This window comes from uncultured Enterococcus sp. (assembly GCF_913775425.1).
Taxonomy (GTDB): Bacteria; Bacillota; Bacilli; order Lactobacillales; family Enterococcaceae; genus Enterococcus_G.
The window spans coordinates 1-21,111 of record NZ_CAJYIS010000079.1; the positions used below are offsets into that span (position 1 = coordinate 1).

Below are 21,111 nucleotides of genomic sequence, written 5' to 3' on the forward strand. Positions count from 1 at the left end.
AACATGAGAGTGATATATTAATTTCAAGTCATTTTTCATTAGTTTTTATCAGCATCCTGTTCTGATAAAAGTTAGTGAAGAGAGCTTCACTAACGTAACGACTCGCCGTGCTTGATCACCGAGTTGGTACGTTTTTTTTATTTTAATCATACATGCATTACGCATAGTCGACTATCAAAGGAGTCCTTTTTTGTGAACCATATCGTCTTATTTGAACCACTTATCCCAGCGAATACTGGGAACATTTCGCGCACTTGTGCAGCGACAAATAGTCCATTACATCTGATTGAACCTTTAGGGTTTTCAACAGATGATAAACAATTAAAACGTGCTGGACTAGATTATTGGGAAGCAGTAGATATTACGTATCATAAAAGCTTAGCAGCTTTCATGGAGTATTTAGGAGATCGCCAGTTGCATTTGATCTCAAAATTTGCCAATGCGACTTACTCAGATGTCGATTTTAATGACAATGAGGATCATTTCTTTTTATTTGGAAAAGAAACAACGGGACTACCAGAAGAATTTATGCGTGAACATGCAGATAAATGCTTGCGTATTCCAATGAATGACGAGCATGTCCGTTCGCTAAATCTATCGAATACAGCAGCATTGATCTTATATGAAGCATTGCGTCAACAAGATTTTCCAAATCTTGAACGCACACATCATTATCCAAACGATAAAATCGATTAATCATCAAAGGAGCACTCACATGGACCTTTATTTTACGAGACACGGAAAAACCGAATGGAATTTGGAACGTCGTTTTCAGGGGATGAAGGGAGATTCTCCTTTATTAGCGAGTAGTTACGAAGAAGTTGCGCGTCTGGGTCAAGAACTTTCTGATGTAGCATTTGAAGCGATCTATTGTAGTACGGCCAAACGAGCTGTCGATACGGCGCATGCTATTGAAGCGCAATTGTCTCATTCTGTGCCCATCATCCAAAAATCCGGACTTTTAGAGATGGGATATGGTGCATTAGAAGGCCAATTGATCGACGAGATGCGCCGAAAGTATGGCTCAAGTCTGGAACAGATGCGCTATCGCTTAGATTTGTATGACCCAAGTGCATTTGCCGGTGAGACAGTCGATGAGATGCTGACACGAATGACGTCAACAATCACAACAGCTGTACAAAAACATGACGGACCATTATTATTTGTAGGACATGGAACTTCGATGACAGCCGCGATCCAATCGTTGATCGGCAAAGAAATCGCGCAATTACGTGAGATGGGTGGATTGTATAATAATAGTTTGACGATTGCCCATACTCAAGATAAACAAGTCCCTTATACACTAGTGAAATGGAATGACGTTTCGTTTTTGGACGACCCAACTAGTGCGGATTCATTACTTTAAACAGAAAGGAGCGGAGACCTATGCCAGAAAAAGAAGTTTTTGTCGGCAAGGTAGCCGCTATTTTTTATCAAAATCCAACGAACTTTTATAAAGTACTTTTAGTAAAAGTCGAGGAAACGACTGCGCAATATCGGGAAAAGGAAATCGTGGTGACGGGGAGTTTTGGCGATATTCAAGAAGAAGAGAGTTATCGATTCCACGGACAACTGATTGAGCATCCTAAATACGGCACACAATTAAACGCTGAAACGTATCAAAAAGAGCAACCGACTTCAGCTGCAGGAATCGTCCATTATTTATCGAGCGATAAATTTCCAGGGATTGGTAAAAAAACGGCACAAGGAATCGTAGATGCTTTTGGTGAACAGGCAATTGAAAAAATCTTAGATGATCCAAGTATTTTAAGTTCACTCCCTCATCTAAATAAGAAAAAACGCGACATGATCGTAGAAACGCTACGCTTGAATCACGGGATGGATCAAGTGATCGTAGGATTGACAGAATATGGGTTTGGTAGTCGTCTATCGTTTGCGATCTATCAAAAGTACCGCAATGAAGCGCTTGAAATCATCCAAGAAAATCCGTATCAACTCGTAGAAGATATTGATGGGATCGGATTTAAAAAAGCTGATATGATCGCAGCGCAGCTTGGTATCACGCCTCATGCAACGACACGGATCAAAGCTGCGTTGTTCCACCAGTTGATGCAAGTCTCGATTCAAACAGGAGATACGTATGTACAAGCAAAACAGTTATTGGAACAAACGATCTCGTTACTTGAAACGAGTCGACCAGTCGAAATGTCTGCAGAACAAGTAGCCGATGGGTTGATCGAATTGGTCGAAGAAGAAAAAGTTCATCAAGAAGGGACCGCAATTTACGAGAAGCGCTTGTATTTTTCAGAAATCGGAATCGCACAATCGATCCATCGTTTGATGAAACGCAAACAGACGATCAAGTATACAGATAAGGAATTAGATCAAACCTTTAAAAAAGTTGAAAAAGAATTAGGGATCCGTTATGGTGCTTCTCAAGAAGAGGCTATCAAAGAGGCGATTCGTTCTCCATTTTTTCTATTGACAGGTGGTCCTGGAACGGGGAAAACCACAGTGATCAACGGAATCGTGAGAATGTTTGCGCACTTAAATGAAGTTGAACTTGATCCTAGTCAATATACCAGTGAAACGTTCCCGATCTTATTAGCAGCCCCGACTGGACGAGCAGCAAAACGGATGAATGAAACGACTGGATTACCAAGTGGTACGATTCACCGTATGCTAGGGTTGAACAATCAAGAACAAGACGTCGAGATGGAAACAAAAGAATTAGAAGGTGGGTTATTGATTGTTGATGAAATGTCAATGGTCGATACTTGGTTAGCACATGCTTTGTTCAAAGCCTTGGCGACAAATATGCAGATTATTTTAGTCGGCGATAAAGACCAGTTACCATCTGTGGGACCAGGTCAAGTCTTGCATGATTTATTGCAAACCCCATTTTTGCCAAAGTTTGAGTTGACTGAAATTTATCGACAAGGTGATGGTTCGAGTGTGATTTCGTTAGCACATGAAATCAAAAATGGCCGCTTGTCTCAAAATTTTGCGCAAAATCAAGCAGATCGTTCTTTTTTTGCTTGTGATGCCTATCAGATCGAGCCGATTATTGCCACGATCGTACAGCGTGCAAAAGAAAAGGGCTTCACTGCACAGGATATTCAAGTCTTAGCACCGATGTATAAAGGATCTGCGGGTGTCGATGCTTTAAATAAAATGATGCAAGAAATCTTTAATCCAAACGATGGTCGTAAAAAAGAAGTGAAATTCAATGACACGGTGTATCGCATCGGTGATAAGGTCTTACAATTGGTCAATTCACCAGAAGATAACGTGTTCAATGGAGATATGGGGCAGATCGTCGGGATCACGTATGCCAAAGATTCTGAAGATAAAGTCGATGAATTGACGATCCAGTTTGATGCGACTGAGGTGGTGTATCGCCGAAATGATTGGCAAAAAATCACGCTATCGTATTGTTGCACAATCCATAAATCTCAAGGTAGCGAATTTAAAATGGTCATACTGCCGATGGTGCACCAATACCAACGAATGCTACAACGCAACTTGTTGTATACGGCGATCACACGGAGTAAAGAAAAACTGATTCTACTTGGAGAAATCGAAGCGTACCAGCGTTGTGTCACGCAAGAATCAAACTTGCGTATGACGACATTAAAAGAACGTTTATTAGAAGTAGAAGGAAAGGCTCGTGCTGTTCAGACACCATCTGAAGAGAAAGCGTTCATTTCAGAAGAAGAAGAACAATTGCCGAGCGAGCCGATCTTGACTTTAGAGTTGATCCAACAACATGCTATCGATCCGATGATCGGAATGGATGGAATTACACCAAACGATTACGAAAATAAAGTGTAACAGAAGTCTGTTACACTTTTGAAAATAAGCCGAACCATTATCGAAAGTGATAATGGTTCGGCTTATTTCTTGGCGCTATCCATCTGTCACAATCTGATGGGGTTACCAGAAAAATTGTGAAGTCAAGGTGATCGTCAAATCGTAACTTTTACCTTCAAAAGACTCGCCATCAAGGTGGACATCTTGAGGAGTCGTCGTGATCACACGCAATTTTTTAAGAGAATAGTGCTTAAAGTAACGCGAGCGCAATTGTTTTTTACGTAAAATAAGATAAAACAAATGCACGAGTTTAAAGAATGCTGTTTTTTGGACGACGACCAATTTGAAGCTATCATCTTTCAAATCAGCATGTGGTGCAATGGCGATGCCGCCACCAAAATAAGGATGATTGGTAACGGTAAATAAAAGTGTTTTTCGAAAAATCCGTTCTTGCCCATTGAATTCTACACGAATGGGAAAGGGACGTTGTTGAAAAAAGCTCGTCAAGATACTAGAAAAGTAGCTCATTTTGCCGATATGTAGTGAATGAAACCACTTTTTTCGTTTGCTATGATTGACTTTTTTGACGATTTTGCCATCCAGACCGATTCCTAGATTATTGCAAAAGACACCTGTTTGATTGGTTACCGCTTCTTGATAACGTAAAATCGGGATTTTGACTGGCGCTGTTTGCTCTAAAATTTTCCAAAAAGCTTCCTCTGGTGTTTTGGTCATACGAAATGCCCGTGCAAAATCATTGCCGCTCCCCGCTTTGATATAGGCTACAGGATACCTTGTGCTATAGGCATGCAATTGGTTTAAGACCTGATGTAGTGTTCCATCGCCACCGATTACGACAAAAATCGGTACGATATCTTGTTCTGAAAAAACAGGCTCGTTTGAAAGTGGGGTGATTTTTTTTGTCTGTATCAGCATTTGGGTCAGTTCGATCTCGTGACCAGGATATTCCGTTGCATAAAGAAAATAAGTATAGCGGTATTTTTTCAACAATTCAATGATCTGTTTTGCTGTTTTGGCACCTCGTCCACCACCGGCATCCGGATTGACGAGTATATGAAAGATTCGTTTCATGAGTACACTCCAGTAAAAATCAAATTGACCTTTATTATACCATATCTCTTTTAGAACCAAATAAAAAAGGACCTGATCGAAAATAAAGGTGGTCTGCACACGTACTGCACTTTATTTTGCGATCAGGTCATGGATAATGGTGAGTAAGGAGCGAGTCCAATTCCCACTTGATTTGATAGAGGCCTACTTGAAAATTCTGTTTAGACATTACCTACATCGAATGTCTGACTGGGAATTCAGCGTTCCTCCTTACAACTTTAGTATACTAAAACTCTCTTTTTTTAGCAAGCGTTTACATTTTTAAAGCAGGCAAAATCGCTTGCTTTCTCTTTATTTTTTGACTATACTTTTGCAAGCGAAGGGGTGACACTATGAAATATTATCATTTGATTGGGGCTTCTTTAGGATTAGCAATTATTCAATGGGCATTACAAGGTCCACTAGCAACAGTACGCTGGCTGAGTTATCTTTTTTTGAGTATACAAGGGCTCTTATTAGGCAGTTATGTTGTCTTGATGTGTGGTTATTTTATCTTAATGCGACCGACTAAAGCAATTGAAGAAGAACCTGTAGTCGAATCGACAACTAACACATCACACAGACAAGCAGCACATTATACGCGATCAACACAGAGTCAAAAAGCAGCTTGACATTTTACTTGAATTTATTTAGACTTGCTAACGGTGCTAAGCACACGTCACGCGGTTCATCAACCATCCCGCGTAATCAAAACTTGGAGAAAGTAGGAACTAATACATGATAAAATCTAAACAAGCAACATCGGTACGTACCTTAACTGCAAATGCCGTGATTATGGCCATTTATGTCGTTTTGTGTTTTATTTTACCGTACCAATCAGGTGCGATCCAATTTCGATTATCTGAAAGTTTGAATCACTTAGTGGTATTCAATCGTAAATTTATTTGGGGCGTATTTGGTGGGGTAGTCATCTACAATTTATTCTTTGGAAATGGGCCATTAGATGTCTTATTTGGTGGGGGCCAAACGTTACTTGCATTAGCGGCAACGATTTGGGTCGGTAAATTTGTAGAAAACAAACTCGTATTGATGATTTGTAATATTTTCTTCTTCACGATCAGTATGTGTTTGATCGCCTGGATGTTGCAATTAACGTTAGATTTACCATTTTGGCCAACGTATGCGACGACTGCATTAAGTGAATTGATCATTATGACAATTTCGGCACCCGTCATGTTTGCGGTAGATAAAGTGGTTCATTTTAAAGATCGTATTTAAAAAGACGAACGAAGTGTTTCCTTAATCGCTTGTGTGAGTAAGGGTCACCTCGTCGTCTTTTTTTAGCGTTCTGCTTTTAGATCTTCGATTTCAACAACTTTAAAGAGTTTGCTTTCCAGTTGTTCGATGATTTTGTCTAATGTTGTTTGAGTCGTTTCAGCTGGTAACGTGATCAACGTTCGACGAATAAACTCATCTTTGCCGATATCTAACGTAATACAACTGGCAATACTGCTGTATTTGGCAATGATTTTCGAGATAGCTGCCAAATCACCTTTTTTACCAGTAGAAGCAATCGTTAAGACATAACTTCCTTGTTCGACATTCCAAGATTGCGCCAGGACTGAAAGTAAAGAACTATGTGTTAAAATGCCATAAAAATGGTCATTTTCATCTAATACAGCAATGTAAGGCAATTCTTTGATCGTAAAGAATACATTGAAGAATGAAGAATTGACATAGATAAATTTTGTTGCATTTTTTAATAATGATGTAACAGGTAAGCTCATATCGCCACCATTAGCCTTATGCCGGTAAATGTGCATCTTATAGATATTTCCACGGAAGATTTTACCCGTTTCATCTAAAATCGGTACACAACGATAACCAGAATCTTCTAAGATCGTCAAGGCTTCGGCTAAAGTTGCCGTTTCTAAAACCGTCGTCAAGTCAGCTTTTTTGTAAACCATTGATTTTAATAACATAAATAAACCTCCTTATCCTTTGGGTTTATGATAGCATACCTAACCGAAAAACTATAGAAATAATTTTGATCCTGATTGACAGTTTTTTTAAATCATGCTAACTTTAAGAAGTGAGAAAAGAGACGGACAGGAGGCTATTTTATGGCAACAAAAAAAGCAGCATTGGCTTGCTCTGTTTGTGGTTCTCGAAATTATTCGAAATCAGTCAGCGAAGGCAAAAAAGGCGATCGCTTAGAGATCAATAAGTTTTGTAAATATTGTAACCAATATACAATACATAGAGAAACAAAATAAAAAACGGAGGCAGCTCTCATGAAATTTATTCGCAGTGTAATTCACGAAATGAAAAATGTTACTTGGCCTTCAGGAAAACAATTGCGCAAAGATACGATCGTAGTCATTGAAACATCATTGATTTTTGCTGTGTTGTTCTTCTTGATGGATACTGCTATTCAAAATGTATTTTCATGGATTTTAAAGTAGACTTATTCGTTTACGACTAGAATTATTCGCTATTCCATGCTATACTTTGGTACGAGAGAAAAAACTTCGGTGTGACTGAGGTTTTTTTATTTTAGAAAAAAATAAAAGGAGTCCTTATGTGATGGAATCTTTTGAGAGAAGTTGGTATGTACTTCACACATACTCAGGATACGAAAATAAAGTAAAAACAAATATCGAGTCTCGTGCGCAAAGTATGCGAATGGGAGACTACATTTTCCGTGTAGTGGTACCTGAAGAAGTCGAAACAGAAGTAAAAAATGGAAAAGAAAAAGAGATCGTACACAAAACATTCCCTGGATATGTGTTAGTTGAAATGATCATGACAGATGAATCTTGGTATGTGATTCGAAACACACCAGGTGTTACCGGATTTGTCGGTTCTCATGGAGCGGGAAGCAAACCTGCACCACTATTACCTGAAGAAATCAACAGCATCTTGCGTTCATTAGGAATGAGTACACGTGCAGTTGAATTGAATGTCGAACTTGGCCAAACAGTGAAGATCATCGAAGGCGCGTTTTCTGGTCTAGAAGGTCAAGTTGTTGAAATCGACGAAGAAAAACAAAAATTAAAAGTAAATATCGACATGTTTGGTCGTGAAACCAGCACTGAGCTTGACTTTGATCAAGTAGACGATATCGACTAATGCAAAACCGTAAGCGAAATTTCGTTTGCGGTTTTTTTAAGGAGTGATAGGATGTACAAATGGATTGGATTGTGGCTAAGTATGTTGTTACTTCTTTCAGGATGCGGGGGAGCACTGCATGAACAAAAAACTGCAGCTTCTAGTTCTAAACCTGTAGCTAAAACATCAGAACCTGAAAAAACGGCGATCCCGACAGTATTTTTCCATGGTTATTCAGGAGGGAAGAATTCGTTTGGAGGGATGATGACACGTTTAACGTCTTTAGTTGGTGCAAAAAAAGAAGCAGTGATCACCGTTTCTGCCACAGGAGAATTAACGCAAGAAGGAGAGTTGACTAAACAAAAAGATGATCCCATGATTCAAGTGCTTTTTGAAGACAATACTAGCACTCAAGAAAATCAAGTTAGCTGGATCACTGAAGTTCTTGCTTCTTTAAAAACACAAGGGATCAACACGGTCAATATCGTGGGGCACTCAATGGGAGGCGTAAGCGTTATGGATTATCTCATGCAAGCACAAGAAGAAACGCAACCAAACGTAGCCAAAGTCATTGCGATTGGTGCGCCATTTAATGAGTTTTTAGATACACTTACGACACAAACGCAACAAGAATTGCTTCGCGACGGACCAGATCAAGTTTCCCCACGCTATCAAGCTTACCAAGAAAGAGTAGCACTTTTTCCTAAGACGACTCAAGTCGAGATCATTAGTGGTCAGTTAAGTGCTGATGAACTAAGTGATGGAACGGTGCCACTTGCCAGTAGTTTAGCGATAATTCCATTATTAGTAGCACAAGAAATCGATGTGCACTCAACGATTATTACTGGCGAGGACGCACAACACAGTGCATTGCATGAAAATCGTGCTGTTGATCGTGTTGTTGCTGATTTTTTATGGAAATAAATAAAGCGTCCCTTTTTGTAATGGTCATCAAAGCCGTACAAAAAGGGACGTTTTAGTGTTATTCACCCATGATCTCTTTGGTCAATCGTCTAGCAGTAGGTGTTGCAGCAAGTCCACCTTCACCAGTTTCTCTAAAGATCGACGGCATTTGGCGTCCGACTTGATACATGGCTTCGACGACTTCATCTGGTGGAATGACGCTTTCGATCCCAGCTAAAGCCATGTCTGCTGAGATAAACGCTTGTGAGGAACCAAGTGCATTGCGCTTGACACAAGGCACTTCTACAAGCCCTGCAACAGGATCACAAATCAGTCCCATCATATTTTTTAACGTAATTGCGACGGCTTGAGCCGACTGATGTGCAGATCCGCCATTAATTGCTACAAGTGCTGCAGCTGCCATGGCACTAGCTGATCCGACTTCTGCTTGACAACCACCTTCAGCTCCTGAGATCGAGGCATTGTTGGCAATGACTAGTCCAAATGCACCAGCCGTAAATAAAAAGTCGAGTTGTTGCTGATGAGTGAGATTGAGGCGTTCACGACAAGCCATCAATACTCCCGGAACGACACCGGCACTTCCAGCAGTAGGCGTCGCACAGATCAATCCCATTTTCGCATTGACTTCATTGACTGCGATCGCATTGCGCACAGCTGTCAGAATCGTTTCGCCGCTTAAAAATTGACCATGTTCTAAGTAATCGTTCATTTTTACCGCATCACCACCGGTCAAACCGGTTACAGACGTTACGCCATTCACACCTTCTACGATCGATTGTTCCATGACTTGTAAGTTACGTTCCATCAAGGCATAGATCTCTTCTCGTGTCCGTCCAGTCATCTCGATTTCTGTAGCGATCATCAGTTCAGCTACTGAGGGGTAATTCGCGCTTTGTGCCACAAGATCTTCTATTGAATAAAACATATTTGTACTCCTTTAGTCAAAATACGAGGCACTATGGATCTGTGCGATTTGACGGATTTTTTCTAATACTTCTTGGTTACGTTCATCGACTTCGATGATCATAATGGCATTTTCACCTTTTGATTCACGTGTAACGGTCATCGTCCCGATATTGACATTGGCTTCAGATAAGACGTTACTCACACGTGCGATCATGCCTGGGACATCTTGGTGGACGATAATAAAAGTTGGTGTACCAAGCGTCAATGAAAGTTTAAAGCCGTTGACTTCAGAAATCTGAATGTTCCCGCCACCAATAGAGATACCAGTGACCGATAATTTACGTGTTCCTTTTGACACGATCATTTGCACCATATTTGGGTGTTCTGCTTTTTCTTTTTTTGGGGTAAAGAGGACTTCCATCCCCGATTCATAGGCAAGTTTTAGTGAATCGCCCAACCGTGGATCGTCGGGTTCCATTCCAAGCAGACCGCCGACGAGTGCGATGTCCGTTCCATGACCACGATAGGTCTTAGCAAATGATTCATATAAAAAAATATCGACGACTTCAGGTTGTTCACCGAAAATATGACGAATCACTTTTCCGATTCTAGCAGCTCCTGCAGTATGTGAGCTACTAGGGCCTACCATAACAGGTCCGATAATATCAAAGACGCTACGATAATTTAATTGTTCCATATTGTTTCTCCTCAATCTTTAGGTTTCGTTTGTAGTGTAGCACAGGAACGAATGAAGCGTATGAAATTTGTTTGAAAATGAGAGAGAAATTAGTTGAAATTTATTTTTTCTTTGCTATAATATACCAGTATGCTTCAATTCGTGTTGAAGTATGTTTTTAACGTGGGAGGAGAAATACGTATCTCCAATTCACCACATCACGGACTTAAGGAGGTTTGTCTCGTGGCAAAAAAAGTAGAAAAAATCGTTAAATTGCAAATTCCTGCAGGTAAAGCAACACCAGCACCACCAGTAGGTCCTGCATTAGGTCAAGCGGGTGTAAACATCATGGGATTCACTAAAGAATTCAACGCTCGTACTGCTGATCAAGCAGGTTTAATCATTCCTGTAGTGATTTCTGTATACGAAGACCGTTCATTCACATTCGTTACAAAAACACCACCGGCTGCAGTATTATTGAAAAAAGCTGCAAACATCGAAAAAGGTTCTGGTGAACCAAACAAAACTAAAGTTGCAACTGTTTCTAGCGATCAAGTTAAAGAAATCGCTGAATTGAAAATGGAAGATCTAAACGCTGCTAGCTTAGAAGCTGCTATGCGCATGGTCGAAGGAACTGCACGAAGCATGGGAATTATCGTAGAATAAGACCCTAAGGAAGTAGCTTCTCAGTTCGTTCTATATTGAAAGATAAAGAACACGTGGGAGGTTCTACCGCTATAACCACATCCAAGGAGGAAACACAAAATGGCTAAAAAAAGCAAAAAAATGCAAGATGCATTGAAAAAAGTTGATGCGACAAAAGCTTACTCTGTTGAAGAAGCTGTTGCATTAGCGAAAGATACAAATATCGCGAAATTCGACGCAACTGTTGAAGTTGCTTACCGTTTGAACGTAGATCCTAAGAAAGCAGACCAACAAATTCGTGGTGCTGTGGTTCTACCTAACGGAACTGGTAAAACACAAAAAGTTTTAGTATTCGCTAAAGGCGATAAAGCTAAAGAAGCTGAAGCTGCTGGTGCTGACTATGTTGGCGATGCAGATATGGCGAAAAAAATCCAAGGCGGATGGTTCGACTTTGACGTTGTTGTCGCTACACCTGACATGATGGCTGAAGTTGGTAAACTAGGACGCGTTTTAGGACCAAAAGGTTTAATGCCTAACCCTAAAACTGGTACGGTAACAATGGACGTTACAAAAGCAATCAACGAAGTAAAAGCTGGTAAAGTAACTTACCGTGTTGATAAAGTAGGAAACGTTCACGTACCAATCGGTAAAGTTTCTTTCGACAACGAAAAATTAGTTGAAAACTTTAAAACAATCAATGATGTATTAGTGAAAGCTAAACCATCAGCTGCAAAAGGTCAATACATGAAAAATATCACGATCACAACAACATTTGGTCCTGGTATCCATGTAGATCAAGCTTCTTTCTAAGAAAAAAGCAAAAAACACTTGACTTCCACGCTTTATCTATGATAAGGTGTGGAAGGTTAATAATTAACTGTACCGAAGACAGTAGGTGGCCTAGCCATAATTCCTACCGAGGACACGTATTGAAGCGATTCAATTGTCCCTCTATGTCTACGGTGGCATAGGGTTTTTTTATTGTAAAAAAACTCTTCCATCAAAATCAGGAGGTGAAACATAAAATGAGTGAAGCAGCTATCGCAAAAAAAGCCGCTATCGTTGAAGAAGTATCTGTAAAATTCAAAGACGCTGCATCTGTAGTCGTTGTGGATTACCGCGGATTAACTGTTGACGAAGTGACTCGTTTACGTAAACAATTACGTGACGCTAACGTAGAAATGAAAGTAATCAAAAACTCTATCTTATCTCGTGCGGCTAAAGCAGCTGGATTAGAAGGACTTGATGAAGTATTCACAGGACCGACTGCCGTTGCATTTAGTAACGAAGACGTAGTAGCTCCAGCGAAGATTATCGATGAATTTGCACAAGAAGCAAAAGCATTGGAAATCAAAGGTGGGATCATCGAAGGTAAAGTTTCTTCTTTGGAAGAAATCACAGCTTTGGCGAAATTACCAAACCGCGAAGGAATGCTATCTATGCTTTTATCTGTACTACAAGCGCCTGTGCGCAACGTGGCTTACGCTGTCAAAGCAGTGGCAGAAAAAGAAGACGGAGATGCAGCTTAATCGCCGCATAATGATTCATTATTTTATATAAAAAAACCTAATTAAATGGAGGAACTCAATCATGGCATTGAACATTGAAAACATTGTTGAAGAGCTTAAAGGCGCAACAATCTTAGAATTAAACGACTTAGTTAAAGCTATCGAAGAAGAATTTGGCGTTACTGCTGCTGCTCCTGTAGCGGCTGCTGCAGCTGGTGGTGCTGCTGCTGAAGAACAAACAGAATTTACTGTTGAATTAACTGCAGCTGGCGATCAAAAAGTTAAAGTTATCAAAGCAGTTCGTGAAGCAACTGGCTTAGGCTTAAAAGAAGCTAAAGCTGTAGTTGATGGTGCTCCATCAGCAGTTAAAGAAGGCGTTTCTAAAGAAGAAGCAGAAGCTTTAAAAGCTGCTTTAGAAGAAGTTGGCGCTTCAATCACATTAAAATAATTTTAATGTTTAAACTAGTAACTGGATTTCCAGTTGCTAGTTTTTTTGTATTCATGGGTGTATACTTAAATCAAAAAGGGTGATTTCCATGAAAGCAAAATGGTATGAAAAAAAACGTGTGTATATTCCGTTGTCGATCGTACTTGGTCTTTTGGGATTTGATATTTTATACGGGACATTGTCTGCTAAAAAAGATGATGAAGAGTTTAATCCGGAGTATTATAGCCATAAAAATGCACCTATGTTTCGTAAAAAGCAGGCGTCTGAAAAATGATTTATTTGTTTTTTTATGTATAAAAAATATTAAAGAAACGTTGTTATAAAAGAAAAATATTCAGATTAGAATAAAAATCTATAGTTATTTAATTGTTAAAGAAAATTCTTATAGCAAAAATATTGTAGTCCAAAACATTTCATGGTATGATGTCTTGGTAATAATCTGATATGCAGTAATGGGTTTACCATATAAATGGATTTAGCTTCATTTCGCATGATCAATTACAATTAAGCACAAGATGTGTTATGGAGGTAAGTTATCAATGAATAACGGTACAGTAAAATGGTTTAACTCAGAAAAAGGATTTGGCTTTATTACAGATGCTGATGGAAACGATGTATTCGTACACTTTTCAGCTATCCAAGGTGAAGGCTTCAAAACTTTAGAAGAAGGCCAAGCAGTTACTTTCGATGTTGAAGATGGTCAACGTGGACCACAAGCGACTAACGTAGTTAAAGCTTAATTCACATCCCAACTTGTGCTGACAGTAGTGTCAGCACTTTTTTTATGCACAAAAAAAGGCTATGACACTGCTGTCGTAGCCTTTTTCTTTAAGCTTCAATGGTAAAGATCCAACCTTCAGGAGCTTCTTTATCTCCAAATTGGATGCCAACTAATTCTTCGTATAATGATTTTGTCACAGGACCTACTTCAGTTTCGCTATAAAAAACATGGAAGTCATTTTTAGTCTGGATTCCGCCGATCGGTGAGATAACAGCAGCAGTACCACAAGCACCAGCTTCAACAAATTCATCTAAACGATCGATATAAATATCGCCTTCAATCGCTTCTAATCCCAAGCGCTCGCTTGCTAAATAGAGCAATGAATATTTTGTGATACTTGGTAAAATCGATGGCGATTTTGGTGTGATAAATCGGTTATCTGCAGTGATTCCAAAGAAGTTTGCTGAACCGACTTCTTCGATTTTTGTATGTGTTTCTGGATCGAGATAGATACAGTCTGAAAAGTTTTTCTTGTGTGCTTCTTCTCCTGGTAACATACTCGCAGCATAGTTTCCACCAGTTTTCGCTGCTCCGGTTCCATTTGGTGCTGCACGATCATAATCTGATACGATAAAGTTTGTCGGCACTAATCCGCCTTTAAAGTAAGGTCCGACTGGCATACAAAAAACAGTGAAGATAAATTCTTTAGCGGGTTTTACGCCAATAATATCCCCAACACCAATCAATAGCGGGCGAAGATATAGCGTAGCACCTGTTCCATATGGAGGAACAAACGCTTCATTTGCTTTGACTACTTGTGTTACGGCTTCTAAAAATAATTCTTGAGGTACTTCAGGCATACGTAAGCGTGAAGCACTTTTATTTAGACGTTTACTGTTTTCATCTGGACGAAATAAATTGATACCGCCATCTTTTCTACGGTAAGCTTTTAATCCTTCAAAGCACTGTTGACCATAATGAAGTGCAGGAGAGGATTCGGAAATATGAAGCACATTATCTTCAGTTAGGGTGCCGTTATCCCAAGCGCCGTCTTTATATGTCGCTAAAAAGCGATAAGGGGTTTTGATGTAGTCAAATCCCAAATTTTCCCAATCAATTGTTACTGCCATGTAATCCACTCCTTTTGTTTTTCACAGTATATCATTTCTTGATTTTATTGTCATTATTTTCTGAAAATTCATGCATTAAAAAAGGAGATAGCAGTAGTGTGCTATCTCCTCTAAAAAGCGAATACTCCGTATTTAAAAATGAACTATTTCAATAATAAATCGATGAATTATCGACATAGATAAAGTGATTATTCGGATTGTTCGTCTTCTTTTTTAGAACGCTCCATTTTGTGCCAGCTCAGAGACTAAAATTTTCCACCGCCACCACCAAATGTTCCGCCACCGCTAGAATGGGTCGTACTTCCGCCACCAAATCCACCACCGTTATTATTATTGGCTTTAGGGATTCTACGTGTCGTGACAAAAGAGTTAGTCAATCGATCTTGTTGTAAGGTCAATTCCAAGCTTGATTTTTCTGATAACGGGTAGTGATATGTTTTACCTTTTAGTTGATAGCGCGCTTTGATGATGATAAAAAAGCCTACGCTAAAAATGAGTGCGACCACTAAGGAAATCGTGATTTCTAAAGGAGTCAAGGATTTGTAATACGTGATTTTTCCAGTATCACGATCGATTTGATACTGGCCACTGGGAACACCATCTTTGACAAATGTCGTCAATTCGTTTAGATAGCTCGCCGCCGCTTGATAATAGTCACCAGCTGACAGTTGTGTTTGGATCGTATCTGTAAGTTTACTTAATCGACGATCGGTAACGTAATCGATCATATTCCCAGAGGTAGAAATGTGATAGCCGCGATTCCCCATATCGATCAAAAAAACGGAACCGTTGTTATTGTTGCCGATTTGATCGCGTAGAAAATCATCAGCGTAAGTTTCTTCGTCATCCTGATTTTCTGTCGTCGTGACAACAAAGACTTGACCTTTGATACGTTCATTTAAAGGTGTGGCTAGTGCATCTAATTGCTCGATCTCACTTTGCGTAAATAAGTTTGCTTGATCAAATACCGTTTGTGCATAAGCTTTTGATGAAAAAAATAAGCAGCTAGCAAATAAAACAAGTAGCAAAAAGTAACGTTTTTTCATATGAAATAGCCTCCAATCATCAGTAGGATGGCTAAAATAACAAAAATCCCAGCAGATGCTAGACCTAATTTTTGATAACTCAATGGTAAGACACCGCTTGTTTTTCCGGTTTGACCGTTCATTGCGTAATAAAAAGGGGTCTGACGATCTTGTGCTTGATACGTCACAAGCCATACGGGTAATAACACATATTCATTTTGTTCATTTAGAATTTGCGCAGAGCTTTGTGTTGTACGAAACGTAGTGTAACCATTGACCGTATTGCGTAATAATTGGCTACTAGCTTCAGTCAGTTCTTGATCGACAGTTGGCTTGATCTCGATAAATTCTAGATCACGTTTTTCTGCCTGAAAACCAGAGAGATATTGGTTTTGAAAAGGAACAGCTTTTTCTAAAGGAAACGGTTGTACGCCGGTCACCATTTTTTGTTGGGTATTTTTGGATAGAGCATGTTTGATAAATTCTCTAAACTGCATCTTTCCTTGTCGTCTTACGGCAAATGTTTTCGTTTCCGTGTATTCAATGTCGCCTACGATCCAGACACGAATCGAGGTTCCGACACCAGATAATTCTCCTTTTGTTTGTGCATCGACCGACCAGTAGGGGAAGTAGACACCGGTCAATTTTTCGACTTGTGCTTCATCAAAAAAGTTTTTTGGCACAAACCATTTCTTTTTCGCCCAAGCTAAGAATGTTTCTTTTGCTTCTTCTTTGTCGATGGCAAAAGGCAAGACACGACTAGGTAAGAATTTACCGCTTAAACGTCCAGTCAAGACGACTGGATTATGGCAAAAGTAACAATAAGTTGCCGCAGTCGTTGCATCGGTCACGATCTCAGCACCACAACTTGGACAAGTAAACAGTTCCATCTCTGCTTCTTCTTGACCCACATTGGTTTCAGAGATGACCGGGTCTACATCGACGTGGGCTTCTTGTTGTGCTTGTTCAGCTTGGGTGACTTCTTGTGCGGTGAAAATACTTAAACAATAAGGGCAGTGAAACTTTTGATCACTCGGATCAAAAGTGAGTGCACCGCCACAATTAGGACATTTATGTGTTATGACGTCCATCGATCTTCATCACCTCCAACTAATCTAAGGGTATTGCCTGAAATGGTTGGCCACACTCTGGACAGAACTTAGGCACACCATTTGATAAATCTACGACTTCATGACAAGCCGCACACTTCATCTTGATGCTAGGAGTGGTGCTGGGTTTTGGTGTTCCACAATTACTGCAGAATTTCCCTTGGTTTTCTTGCCCACATTCTGTACACGTCCAACTATTTGTTTGTTGCTGTTGCTGTTGTTGCATTTGGGCTTGATTGTTTTGTGACGCTTGGTTCATAAAACCGCCAGCCGCATTCATCCCAAGGTTGACTCCCATAAACCCATTTGTAGCACCATTTGGGTTACTCCCAGCATTTTTAATCCCTTCTGCAACAGCACCTTGCACATAACCTTCGCGAATACCAGGATCTCCTAACATCGCCCCTTGATTACGCATATTGATCAATTTCATTGAATCATCGGTATACGAAATACTTGCGACTGCAACTGAGACGATTTCCATTCCACGAAGGTCACGCCATTCATCGTCTAGTACTTGGCTCATGTATTTGCTTAGCGCCATGCTTTTAGAAGGAACATAAGAAATTCGTTCTCCATCAGCTGACATTTGATTGATCGATGTTTGCAAAGCTGTTAAAAATTCAGCTAAGTATTGTTCGTTGATATCTTGAATATCGACTTGTGTACGATCATGAGGAATCGCATTTTTATAAAACAAGATCGGATCTGTGATCTTGATTGAATAGGTTCCATGTGCACGTAAAAATAATTCGGCGTTGTAGAAATTATCAAAATAATTCAAAGGTGAAGCCGTCCCGAAGCGAATTCCTTTGATCTCTTGTAGATTGATATAGAAAATTTGTTGTTTTTGAGGTGTCACACCACCGTATTTAAACCGATCAAACGTTTCGGCAATGGCTTCTTTCAATGAACCATTGAGCATTGAAGGAGCAGAATGATTTGCGATCGTATAATAGCCTTCTTCAGCAGTGTAGTCGATGATTTTTCCGCCGTCGACTAACAACATCATCATATTTGGATAAACGTGAACGACAGTACCGTCTGTTAACACATCATCGGTTCCTTTTTTATTCGCGCCACGTTTACTGTCTTTGCGAACCTTGACTCCTTTGGTCAAGACAGTGGTATCACTCATGCGATCAGGTTCGATGACTTCGACCCATTGATCGGCTAATCCGCCGCCGATCATACTTGTTGCTGCTTTGATTAATCCCATTCTAAATTCCTCCTTAAAGTGGTTATAAAACTGTCTTTAGTATACCATATCTTGAATTTAAACGGATATCCGTCCAAGGTCTTAGAGCTTTTCATAGAAATGAGTAGCGGTGCTTTATTTTTAAGGGGAAATTTCGTATAATGGTAGTTAGTAAATTTTTTTAAGAGGGGATAAATTATGGCCTATCAAGCACTTTATCGAGTATTTCGTTCGCAACGCTTTGATGCGATCGTCGGGCAACGTGCGATCACGCAAACGCTAAAAAATGCGATCGTGCAAGAACAGATCTCGCATGCCTATTTGTTTACTGGACCGAGAGGAACGGGAAAAACAAGTGCGGCTAAAATTTTCGCCAAAGCAATCAACTGTCCCAATAGTGTGGATGGGGAGCCATGTAATGAATGTGAGATGTGTCTGTCGATTACAAATGGGAGTCAAGAAGATGTGATCGAAATCGATGCGGCAAGTAACAATGGTGTCGAAGAGATTCGTTTTATTCGTGACCGTGCCAACTATGCACCGACACAAGCAATGTACAAAATCTATATTATTGATGAAGTCCACATGTTGTCGACTGGGGCATTTAATGCCTTGTTAAAAACATTAGAAGAACCAAAGAAAAATGTGATTTTTATCTTAGCCACAACGGAACCACACAAAATTCCAGCAACGATCATCTCTAGAACGCAACGCTTTGATTTCAAACGGATCCAAGTGGCCGATATCGTCGATCATCTAGCAGAGATCTTACAGGAACTACATGTCGAATACGAGTCAAACGCACTGACGATCATCGCTCGTTCTGCAGAAGGTGGAATGCGGGATGCGCTAAGTATTTTAGACCAAGCCATCGCATTTAGTGACGGACAAATTACCGAACAACATGCATTAGAAGTAACAGGAAGTTTGACCAATGAGAAAATGGATCATTTTTTACAAGCTTGTCTAAATGAAGAAGTATCGGATGCATTGAGACAATTACAGCTGATGTTAGAAGATGGCAAAGAGAGCAATCGATTATTGGAAAATTTATTGTTTTATTGTCGAGACATCTTACTCTATCAACAAGCACCTGATTTATTGATCCAAGAAGGAAAGCAATTGAGTGAAGGATTTGAACAATTGACGCAACAAGTGCCAGCTGAACAAATCTATACATGGATCAAAATTTTAAATGAGACCCAACAAGAAATACGGTTTACGACAAGTCCAGGAATTTATCTGGAAGTTGCGACGGTGAAACTAGCGGCAAAACAACAACCGACAGTCGTTGGAACCACACAAGCAAATCCCAATCAACTGCAAGCTGTTCAGCAAGAAATCGACGAATTACGCCAACAGCTCAAACAAGTCACAAGCCGTCCACAAGAAGCACCGAAACCTAAAAATCAAGTACGCCAAGTCACGAGTACGTATCGTGTTCCAAGAGAACGGGTCAATCAAGTGTTAGCAAAAGCGACCAAAGAACGGATGCTACAAGTCAAAGAAATCTGGGAAGATCTACTTGCTTCACTTAGTCCAACACAAAAAGCAATGTTGCGTGCTAGTGAACCAAAGGCTGCTAGTGATAATGGATTGGTTATTGCATTTGATTATGAGATTATCTGTCAACGGGCAACGAGTGATGCGGAATTTTCGTTAGCGATCCATAATCAAATCAGCCGCTTTATTGCAGATTATGCACCAGAGTCGATTTTTATTACTCAAGGTGATTGGCCTGAACTACGAAATGATTTTCTTGCAGGAAATCAAGGAGATGGTACACTAGAGGTAGAAGATGCTGCAGATGGAGAAGTTTCACTTTTACCAGAAACTGAGGATCTTGTCGTCACCAAAGCACAAGAGTTATTTGGTGATTTGATTAAAATAGAAGAAAATTAAATGAAATGAGGATATAAATTATGATGCGTGGAATGGGAAATATGCAAGGCATGATGAAACAAGTACAAAAAATGCAAAAAGAGATGGGACAAGCGCAAGAAGCGTTAAATCAAAAAGAATTTACTGGTGAATCAACAAACGGTTATGTAAAAGTAACCGTAACGGGAGACCGTAAAGTCAAAGCAGTCACAATCGCACCAGAAGTCGTGGATCCAGACGATGTGGAAATGTTAGAAGATCTAGTAGCATTAGCTGTGAATGATGTGATCAGTAAAGTCGAAAAAGAAATCGAATCAACGATGGGCAAATATACTAAAGGCTTACCAGGATTCTAAGATAGGGGCAAAATGGTATGCAATATCCAGAACCAATCGCGCGTTTGATCGCGAGTTATATGAATTTACCCGGTATTGGCCAAAAGACGGCGACACGACTAGCTTTTTATACGATCGATATGAAAGATGAAACCGTAAATGAATTTGCTAAATCGTTACTAAGTGCTAAACGTGATCTACATTTTTGTTCAGTGTGTGGCAATATTACACAAGAAGATCCTTGTGAAATCTGTGCAGATACAACACGTGACAAAAGCATTATTTTAGTCGTCGAAGAGCCTAAAGATGTGATGTCATTAGAGAAAATGCGCGAGTATCGTGGATTGTATCATGTGTTGCACGGGGTATTGTCTCCGATGGAAGGAACGGGTCCAGAAGATATCAATTTATCTTCTTTGATCGAACGCTTGCATGATGATAGTGTCAAAGAAGTCATTATCGCAACGAATGCAACGACTGAAGGAGAAGCGACAGCGATGTATCTTTCGCGATTGATCAAACCTGCAGGAATCAAAGTGACGCGACTAGCGCATGGGTTATCTGTAGGAAGCGATATCGAGTACGCAGATGAAGTCACGTTATTAAAAGCTGTTGAAGGCAGAAGAGAAATCTAGTGTGAACTAGTAAG

26 protein-coding genes and 1 other annotated feature are annotated in these 21,111 nt (G+C 39.9%); of the genes, 18 read left to right on the forward strand and 8 right to left on the reverse strand.

Features of this window, described 5'->3' with window-relative positions; genetic code table 11:
- Positions 1-192: 192 nt before the first annotated feature.
- From trmL to QZ413_RS09110, 3 genes are read left to right on the forward strand one after another with little or no spacing between them, the layout of a single operon-like run.
- Complete coding sequence (gene trmL, locus QZ413_RS09100; RefSeq protein WP_297079479.1) at positions 193-696, forward strand: tRNA (uridine(34)/cytosine(34)/5-carboxymethylaminomethyluridine(34)-2'-O)-methyltransferase TrmL; 504 nt, start codon at positions 193-195, stop codon at positions 694-696.
- Positions 697-715: 19 nt separating this feature from the next.
- Positions 716-1,366 carry a histidine phosphatase family protein gene (locus tag QZ413_RS09105; RefSeq protein ID WP_297079481.1) on the forward strand — a complete coding sequence of 217 codons (651 nt, stop codon included), beginning with the start codon at positions 716-718 and terminating at the stop codon, positions 1,364-1,366.
- A 20-nt stretch (positions 1,367-1,386) separates the two neighbouring features.
- Positions 1,387-3,795, forward strand: a complete 2,409-nt coding sequence (locus QZ413_RS09110) for an ATP-dependent RecD-like DNA helicase (RefSeq protein ID WP_297079483.1) — start codon at positions 1,387-1,389, stop codon at positions 3,793-3,795.
- Between the two features lie 102 nt (positions 3,796-3,897).
- Here QZ413_RS09110 and QZ413_RS09115 read toward each other — a convergent pair whose 3' ends face one another.
- Entirely contained in the window at positions 3,898-4,866 is a 969-nt protein-coding gene (locus QZ413_RS09115; RefSeq protein WP_297079485.1) for a diacylglycerol kinase family protein, read from the reverse strand.
- 371 nt (positions 4,867-5,237) lie between these two features.
- Here QZ413_RS09115 and QZ413_RS09120 point away from each other — a divergent pair, with 371 nt between their 5' ends.
- Both QZ413_RS09120 and QZ413_RS09125 read left to right on the forward strand, forming a co-directional pair.
- Positions 5,238-5,516 carry a hypothetical protein gene (locus QZ413_RS09120; protein ID WP_297079488.1) on the forward strand — a complete coding sequence of 93 codons (279 nt, stop codon included), beginning with the start codon at positions 5,238-5,240 and terminating at the stop codon, positions 5,514-5,516.
- A gap of 106 nt (positions 5,517-5,622) precedes the next feature.
- Positions 5,623-6,123 (forward strand): QueT transporter family protein, encoded by a 501-nt coding sequence (locus tag QZ413_RS09125; RefSeq protein ID WP_297079489.1) that lies wholly within the window; start codon positions 5,623-5,625, stop codon positions 6,121-6,123.
- A 62-nt stretch (positions 6,124-6,185) separates the two neighbouring features.
- Here the strand turns inward: QZ413_RS09125 and cbpA are convergent, their stop codons facing one another.
- Positions 6,186-6,827, reverse strand: coding sequence for a cyclic di-AMP binding protein CbpA (cbpA, locus tag QZ413_RS09130; protein ID WP_297079491.1), 642 nt, complete (start codon positions 6,825-6,827; stop codon positions 6,186-6,188).
- Between the two features lie 141 nt (positions 6,828-6,968).
- On the opposite strand from cbpA, the gene rpmG reads away from it, so the two are divergent.
- From rpmG to QZ413_RS09150, 4 genes are all read left to right on the forward strand, one after another.
- Positions 6,969-7,121, forward strand: coding sequence for a 50S ribosomal protein L33 (rpmG, locus tag QZ413_RS09135; protein WP_016184665.1), 153 nt, complete (start codon positions 6,969-6,971; stop codon positions 7,119-7,121).
- An 18-nt stretch (positions 7,122-7,139) separates the two neighbouring features.
- The gene (secE, locus tag QZ413_RS09140) at positions 7,140-7,310 is read left to right on the forward strand and encodes a preprotein translocase subunit SecE (RefSeq protein ID WP_297079494.1); all 171 of its coding nucleotides are present in this window, start codon (positions 7,140-7,142) and stop codon (positions 7,308-7,310) included.
- A gap of 121 nt (positions 7,311-7,431) precedes the next feature.
- Positions 7,432-7,977 (forward strand): transcription termination/antitermination protein NusG, encoded by a 546-nt coding sequence (nusG, locus tag QZ413_RS09145; RefSeq protein WP_297079496.1) that lies wholly within the window; start codon positions 7,432-7,434, stop codon positions 7,975-7,977.
- A 51-nt stretch (positions 7,978-8,028) separates the two neighbouring features.
- Positions 8,029-8,880: an alpha/beta hydrolase gene (locus tag QZ413_RS09150; RefSeq protein WP_297079498.1), complete on the forward strand. Its 852-nt coding sequence runs from the start codon at positions 8,029-8,031 to the stop codon at positions 8,878-8,880.
- Between the two features lie 58 nt (positions 8,881-8,938).
- On the opposite strand, the gene sdaAA is transcribed toward QZ413_RS09150, so the two are convergent.
- Both sdaAA and sdaAB read right to left on the reverse strand, forming a co-directional pair.
- On the reverse strand, positions 8,939-9,805 hold the full coding sequence (sdaAA, locus tag QZ413_RS09155; protein WP_297079500.1) for an L-serine ammonia-lyase, iron-sulfur-dependent, subunit alpha: 867 nt from the start codon (positions 9,803-9,805) through the stop codon (positions 8,939-8,941).
- Between the two features lie 12 nt (positions 9,806-9,817).
- On the reverse strand, positions 9,818-10,483 hold the full coding sequence (gene sdaAB, locus QZ413_RS09160) for an L-serine ammonia-lyase, iron-sulfur-dependent subunit beta (RefSeq protein WP_297079502.1): 666 nt from the start codon (positions 10,481-10,483) through the stop codon (positions 9,818-9,820).
- Between the two features lie 222 nt (positions 10,484-10,705).
- Between sdaAB and rplK the strand changes: the two genes are divergently transcribed.
- The 6 genes from rplK (at position 10,706) to QZ413_RS09190 (ending at position 13,803) form a co-directional block, all read left to right on the forward strand.
- Positions 10,706-11,128, forward strand: coding sequence for a 50S ribosomal protein L11 (gene rplK / locus QZ413_RS09165; RefSeq protein WP_297079504.1), 423 nt, complete (start codon positions 10,706-10,708; stop codon positions 11,126-11,128).
- Positions 11,129-11,227: 99 nt separating this feature from the next.
- A complete protein-coding gene (gene rplA, locus QZ413_RS09170; protein WP_297079506.1) occupies positions 11,228-11,917 on the forward strand; it encodes a 50S ribosomal protein L1 in 690 nt (229 codons plus the stop codon).
- 54 nt (positions 11,918-11,971) lie between these two features.
- Positions 11,972-12,096: a sequence feature (ribosomal protein L10 leader region), on the forward strand.
- Positions 12,097-12,132: 36 nt separating this feature from the next.
- Entirely contained in the window at positions 12,133-12,636 is a 504-nt protein-coding gene (gene rplJ, locus QZ413_RS09175; protein ID WP_016184657.1) for a 50S ribosomal protein L10, read from the forward strand.
- A 61-nt stretch (positions 12,637-12,697) separates the two neighbouring features.
- Positions 12,698-13,063 (forward strand): 50S ribosomal protein L7/L12, encoded by a 366-nt coding sequence (rplL, locus tag QZ413_RS09180; RefSeq protein WP_016184656.1) that lies wholly within the window; start codon positions 12,698-12,700, stop codon positions 13,061-13,063.
- Positions 13,064-13,151: 88 nt separating this feature from the next.
- The gene (locus QZ413_RS09185; RefSeq protein ID WP_297079509.1) at positions 13,152-13,337 is read left to right on the forward strand and encodes a hypothetical protein; all 186 of its coding nucleotides are present in this window, start codon (positions 13,152-13,154) and stop codon (positions 13,335-13,337) included.
- Between the two features lie 265 nt (positions 13,338-13,602).
- Positions 13,603-13,803, forward strand: a complete 201-nt coding sequence (locus QZ413_RS09190) for a cold-shock protein (protein ID WP_297079511.1) — start codon at positions 13,603-13,605, stop codon at positions 13,801-13,803.
- Positions 13,804-13,891: 88 nt separating this feature from the next.
- On the opposite strand, the gene QZ413_RS09195 is transcribed toward QZ413_RS09190, so the two are convergent.
- The 4 genes from QZ413_RS09195 to QZ413_RS09210 form a co-directional block, all read right to left on the reverse strand.
- A complete protein-coding gene (locus tag QZ413_RS09195; RefSeq protein ID WP_297079513.1) occupies positions 13,892-14,914 on the reverse strand; it encodes a branched-chain amino acid aminotransferase in 1,023 nt (340 codons plus the stop codon).
- Between the two features lie 245 nt (positions 14,915-15,159).
- On the reverse strand, positions 15,160-15,960 hold the full coding sequence (locus QZ413_RS09200; protein ID WP_297079515.1) for a TPM domain-containing protein: 801 nt from the start codon (positions 15,958-15,960) through the stop codon (positions 15,160-15,162).
- Positions 15,957-17,030, reverse strand: a complete 1,074-nt coding sequence (locus QZ413_RS09205) for a TFIIB-type zinc ribbon-containing protein (RefSeq protein ID WP_297079516.1) — start codon at positions 17,028-17,030, stop codon at positions 15,957-15,959. Before QZ413_RS09205 ends, QZ413_RS09200 begins: the two co-directional genes overlap by 4 nt.
- Positions 17,031-17,049: 19 nt before the next feature.
- The gene (locus QZ413_RS09210; RefSeq protein WP_297079518.1) at positions 17,050-18,267 is read right to left on the reverse strand and encodes an SPFH domain-containing protein; all 1,218 of its coding nucleotides are present in this window, start codon (positions 18,265-18,267) and stop codon (positions 17,050-17,052) included.
- Positions 18,268-18,444: 177 nt separating this feature from the next.
- Here QZ413_RS09210 and dnaX point away from each other — a divergent pair, with 177 nt between their 5' ends.
- The 3 genes from dnaX to recR are packed head-to-tail and all read left to right on the forward strand — an operon-like array spanning position 18,445 to position 21,097.
- The gene (dnaX, locus tag QZ413_RS09215) at positions 18,445-20,148 is read left to right on the forward strand and encodes a DNA polymerase III subunit gamma/tau (RefSeq protein ID WP_297079521.1); all 1,704 of its coding nucleotides are present in this window, start codon (positions 18,445-18,447) and stop codon (positions 20,146-20,148) included.
- A 20-nt stretch (positions 20,149-20,168) separates the two neighbouring features.
- Positions 20,169-20,483, forward strand: coding sequence for a YbaB/EbfC family nucleoid-associated protein (locus QZ413_RS09220; RefSeq protein WP_297079522.1), 315 nt, complete (start codon positions 20,169-20,171; stop codon positions 20,481-20,483).
- A 17-nt stretch (positions 20,484-20,500) separates the two neighbouring features.
- Positions 20,501-21,097 (forward strand): recombination mediator RecR, encoded by a 597-nt coding sequence (gene recR / locus QZ413_RS09225; protein WP_297079524.1) that lies wholly within the window; start codon positions 20,501-20,503, stop codon positions 21,095-21,097.
- The last annotated feature ends 14 nt before the right edge of the window (positions 21,098-21,111 follow it).

Coding starts and splice junctions, on each gene's coding strand:
- QZ413_RS09105 (WP_297079481.1), top strand. CDS start 716: ATGGACCTTTATTTTACGAGACACGGAAAAACCGAATGGAATTTGGAA.
- QZ413_RS09110 (WP_297079483.1), top strand. CDS start 1,387: ATGCCAGAAAAAGAAGTTTTTGTCGGCAAGGTAGCCGCTATTTTTTAT.
- QZ413_RS09115 (WP_297079485.1), bottom strand. CDS start 4,866: ATGAAACGAATCTTTCATATACTCGTCAATCCGGATGCCGGTGGTGGA.
- QZ413_RS09120 (WP_297079488.1), top strand. CDS start 5,238: ATGAAATATTATCATTTGATTGGGGCTTCTTTAGGATTAGCAATTATT.
- QZ413_RS09125 (WP_297079489.1), top strand. CDS start 5,623: ATGATAAAATCTAAACAAGCAACATCGGTACGTACCTTAACTGCAAAT.
- cbpA (WP_297079491.1), bottom strand. CDS start 6,827: ATGTTATTAAAATCAATGGTTTACAAAAAAGCTGACTTGACGACGGTT.
- rpmG (WP_016184665.1), top strand. CDS start 6,969: ATGGCAACAAAAAAAGCAGCATTGGCTTGCTCTGTTTGTGGTTCTCGA.
- secE (WP_297079494.1), top strand. CDS start 7,140: ATGAAATTTATTCGCAGTGTAATTCACGAAATGAAAAATGTTACTTGG.
- nusG (WP_297079496.1), top strand. CDS start 7,432: ATGGAATCTTTTGAGAGAAGTTGGTATGTACTTCACACATACTCAGGA.
- QZ413_RS09150 (WP_297079498.1), top strand. CDS start 8,029: ATGTACAAATGGATTGGATTGTGGCTAAGTATGTTGTTACTTCTTTCA.
- sdaAA (WP_297079500.1), bottom strand. CDS start 9,805: ATGTTTTATTCAATAGAAGATCTTGTGGCACAAAGCGCGAATTACCCC.
- sdaAB (WP_297079502.1), bottom strand. CDS start 10,483: ATGGAACAATTAAATTATCGTAGCGTCTTTGATATTATCGGACCTGTT.
- rplA (WP_297079506.1), top strand. CDS start 11,228: ATGGCTAAAAAAAGCAAAAAAATGCAAGATGCATTGAAAAAAGTTGAT.
- rplJ (WP_016184657.1), top strand. CDS start 12,133: ATGAGTGAAGCAGCTATCGCAAAAAAAGCCGCTATCGTTGAAGAAGTA.
- rplL (WP_016184656.1), top strand. CDS start 12,698: ATGGCATTGAACATTGAAAACATTGTTGAAGAGCTTAAAGGCGCAACA.
- QZ413_RS09185 (WP_297079509.1), top strand. CDS start 13,152: ATGAAAGCAAAATGGTATGAAAAAAAACGTGTGTATATTCCGTTGTCG.
- QZ413_RS09190 (WP_297079511.1), top strand. CDS start 13,603: ATGAATAACGGTACAGTAAAATGGTTTAACTCAGAAAAAGGATTTGGC.
- QZ413_RS09195 (WP_297079513.1), bottom strand. CDS start 14,914: ATGGCAGTAACAATTGATTGGGAAAATTTGGGATTTGACTACATCAAA.
- QZ413_RS09200 (WP_297079515.1), bottom strand. CDS start 15,960: ATGAAAAAACGTTACTTTTTGCTACTTGTTTTATTTGCTAGCTGCTTA.
- QZ413_RS09205 (WP_297079516.1), bottom strand. CDS start 17,030: ATGGACGTCATAACACATAAATGTCCTAATTGTGGCGGTGCACTCACT.
- QZ413_RS09210 (WP_297079518.1), bottom strand. CDS start 18,267: ATGGGATTAATCAAAGCAGCAACAAGTATGATCGGCGGCGGATTAGCC.
- dnaX (WP_297079521.1), top strand. CDS start 18,445: ATGGCCTATCAAGCACTTTATCGAGTATTTCGTTCGCAACGCTTTGAT.
- QZ413_RS09220 (WP_297079522.1), top strand. CDS start 20,169: ATGATGCGTGGAATGGGAAATATGCAAGGCATGATGAAACAAGTACAA.
- recR (WP_297079524.1), top strand. CDS start 20,501: ATGCAATATCCAGAACCAATCGCGCGTTTGATCGCGAGTTATATGAAT.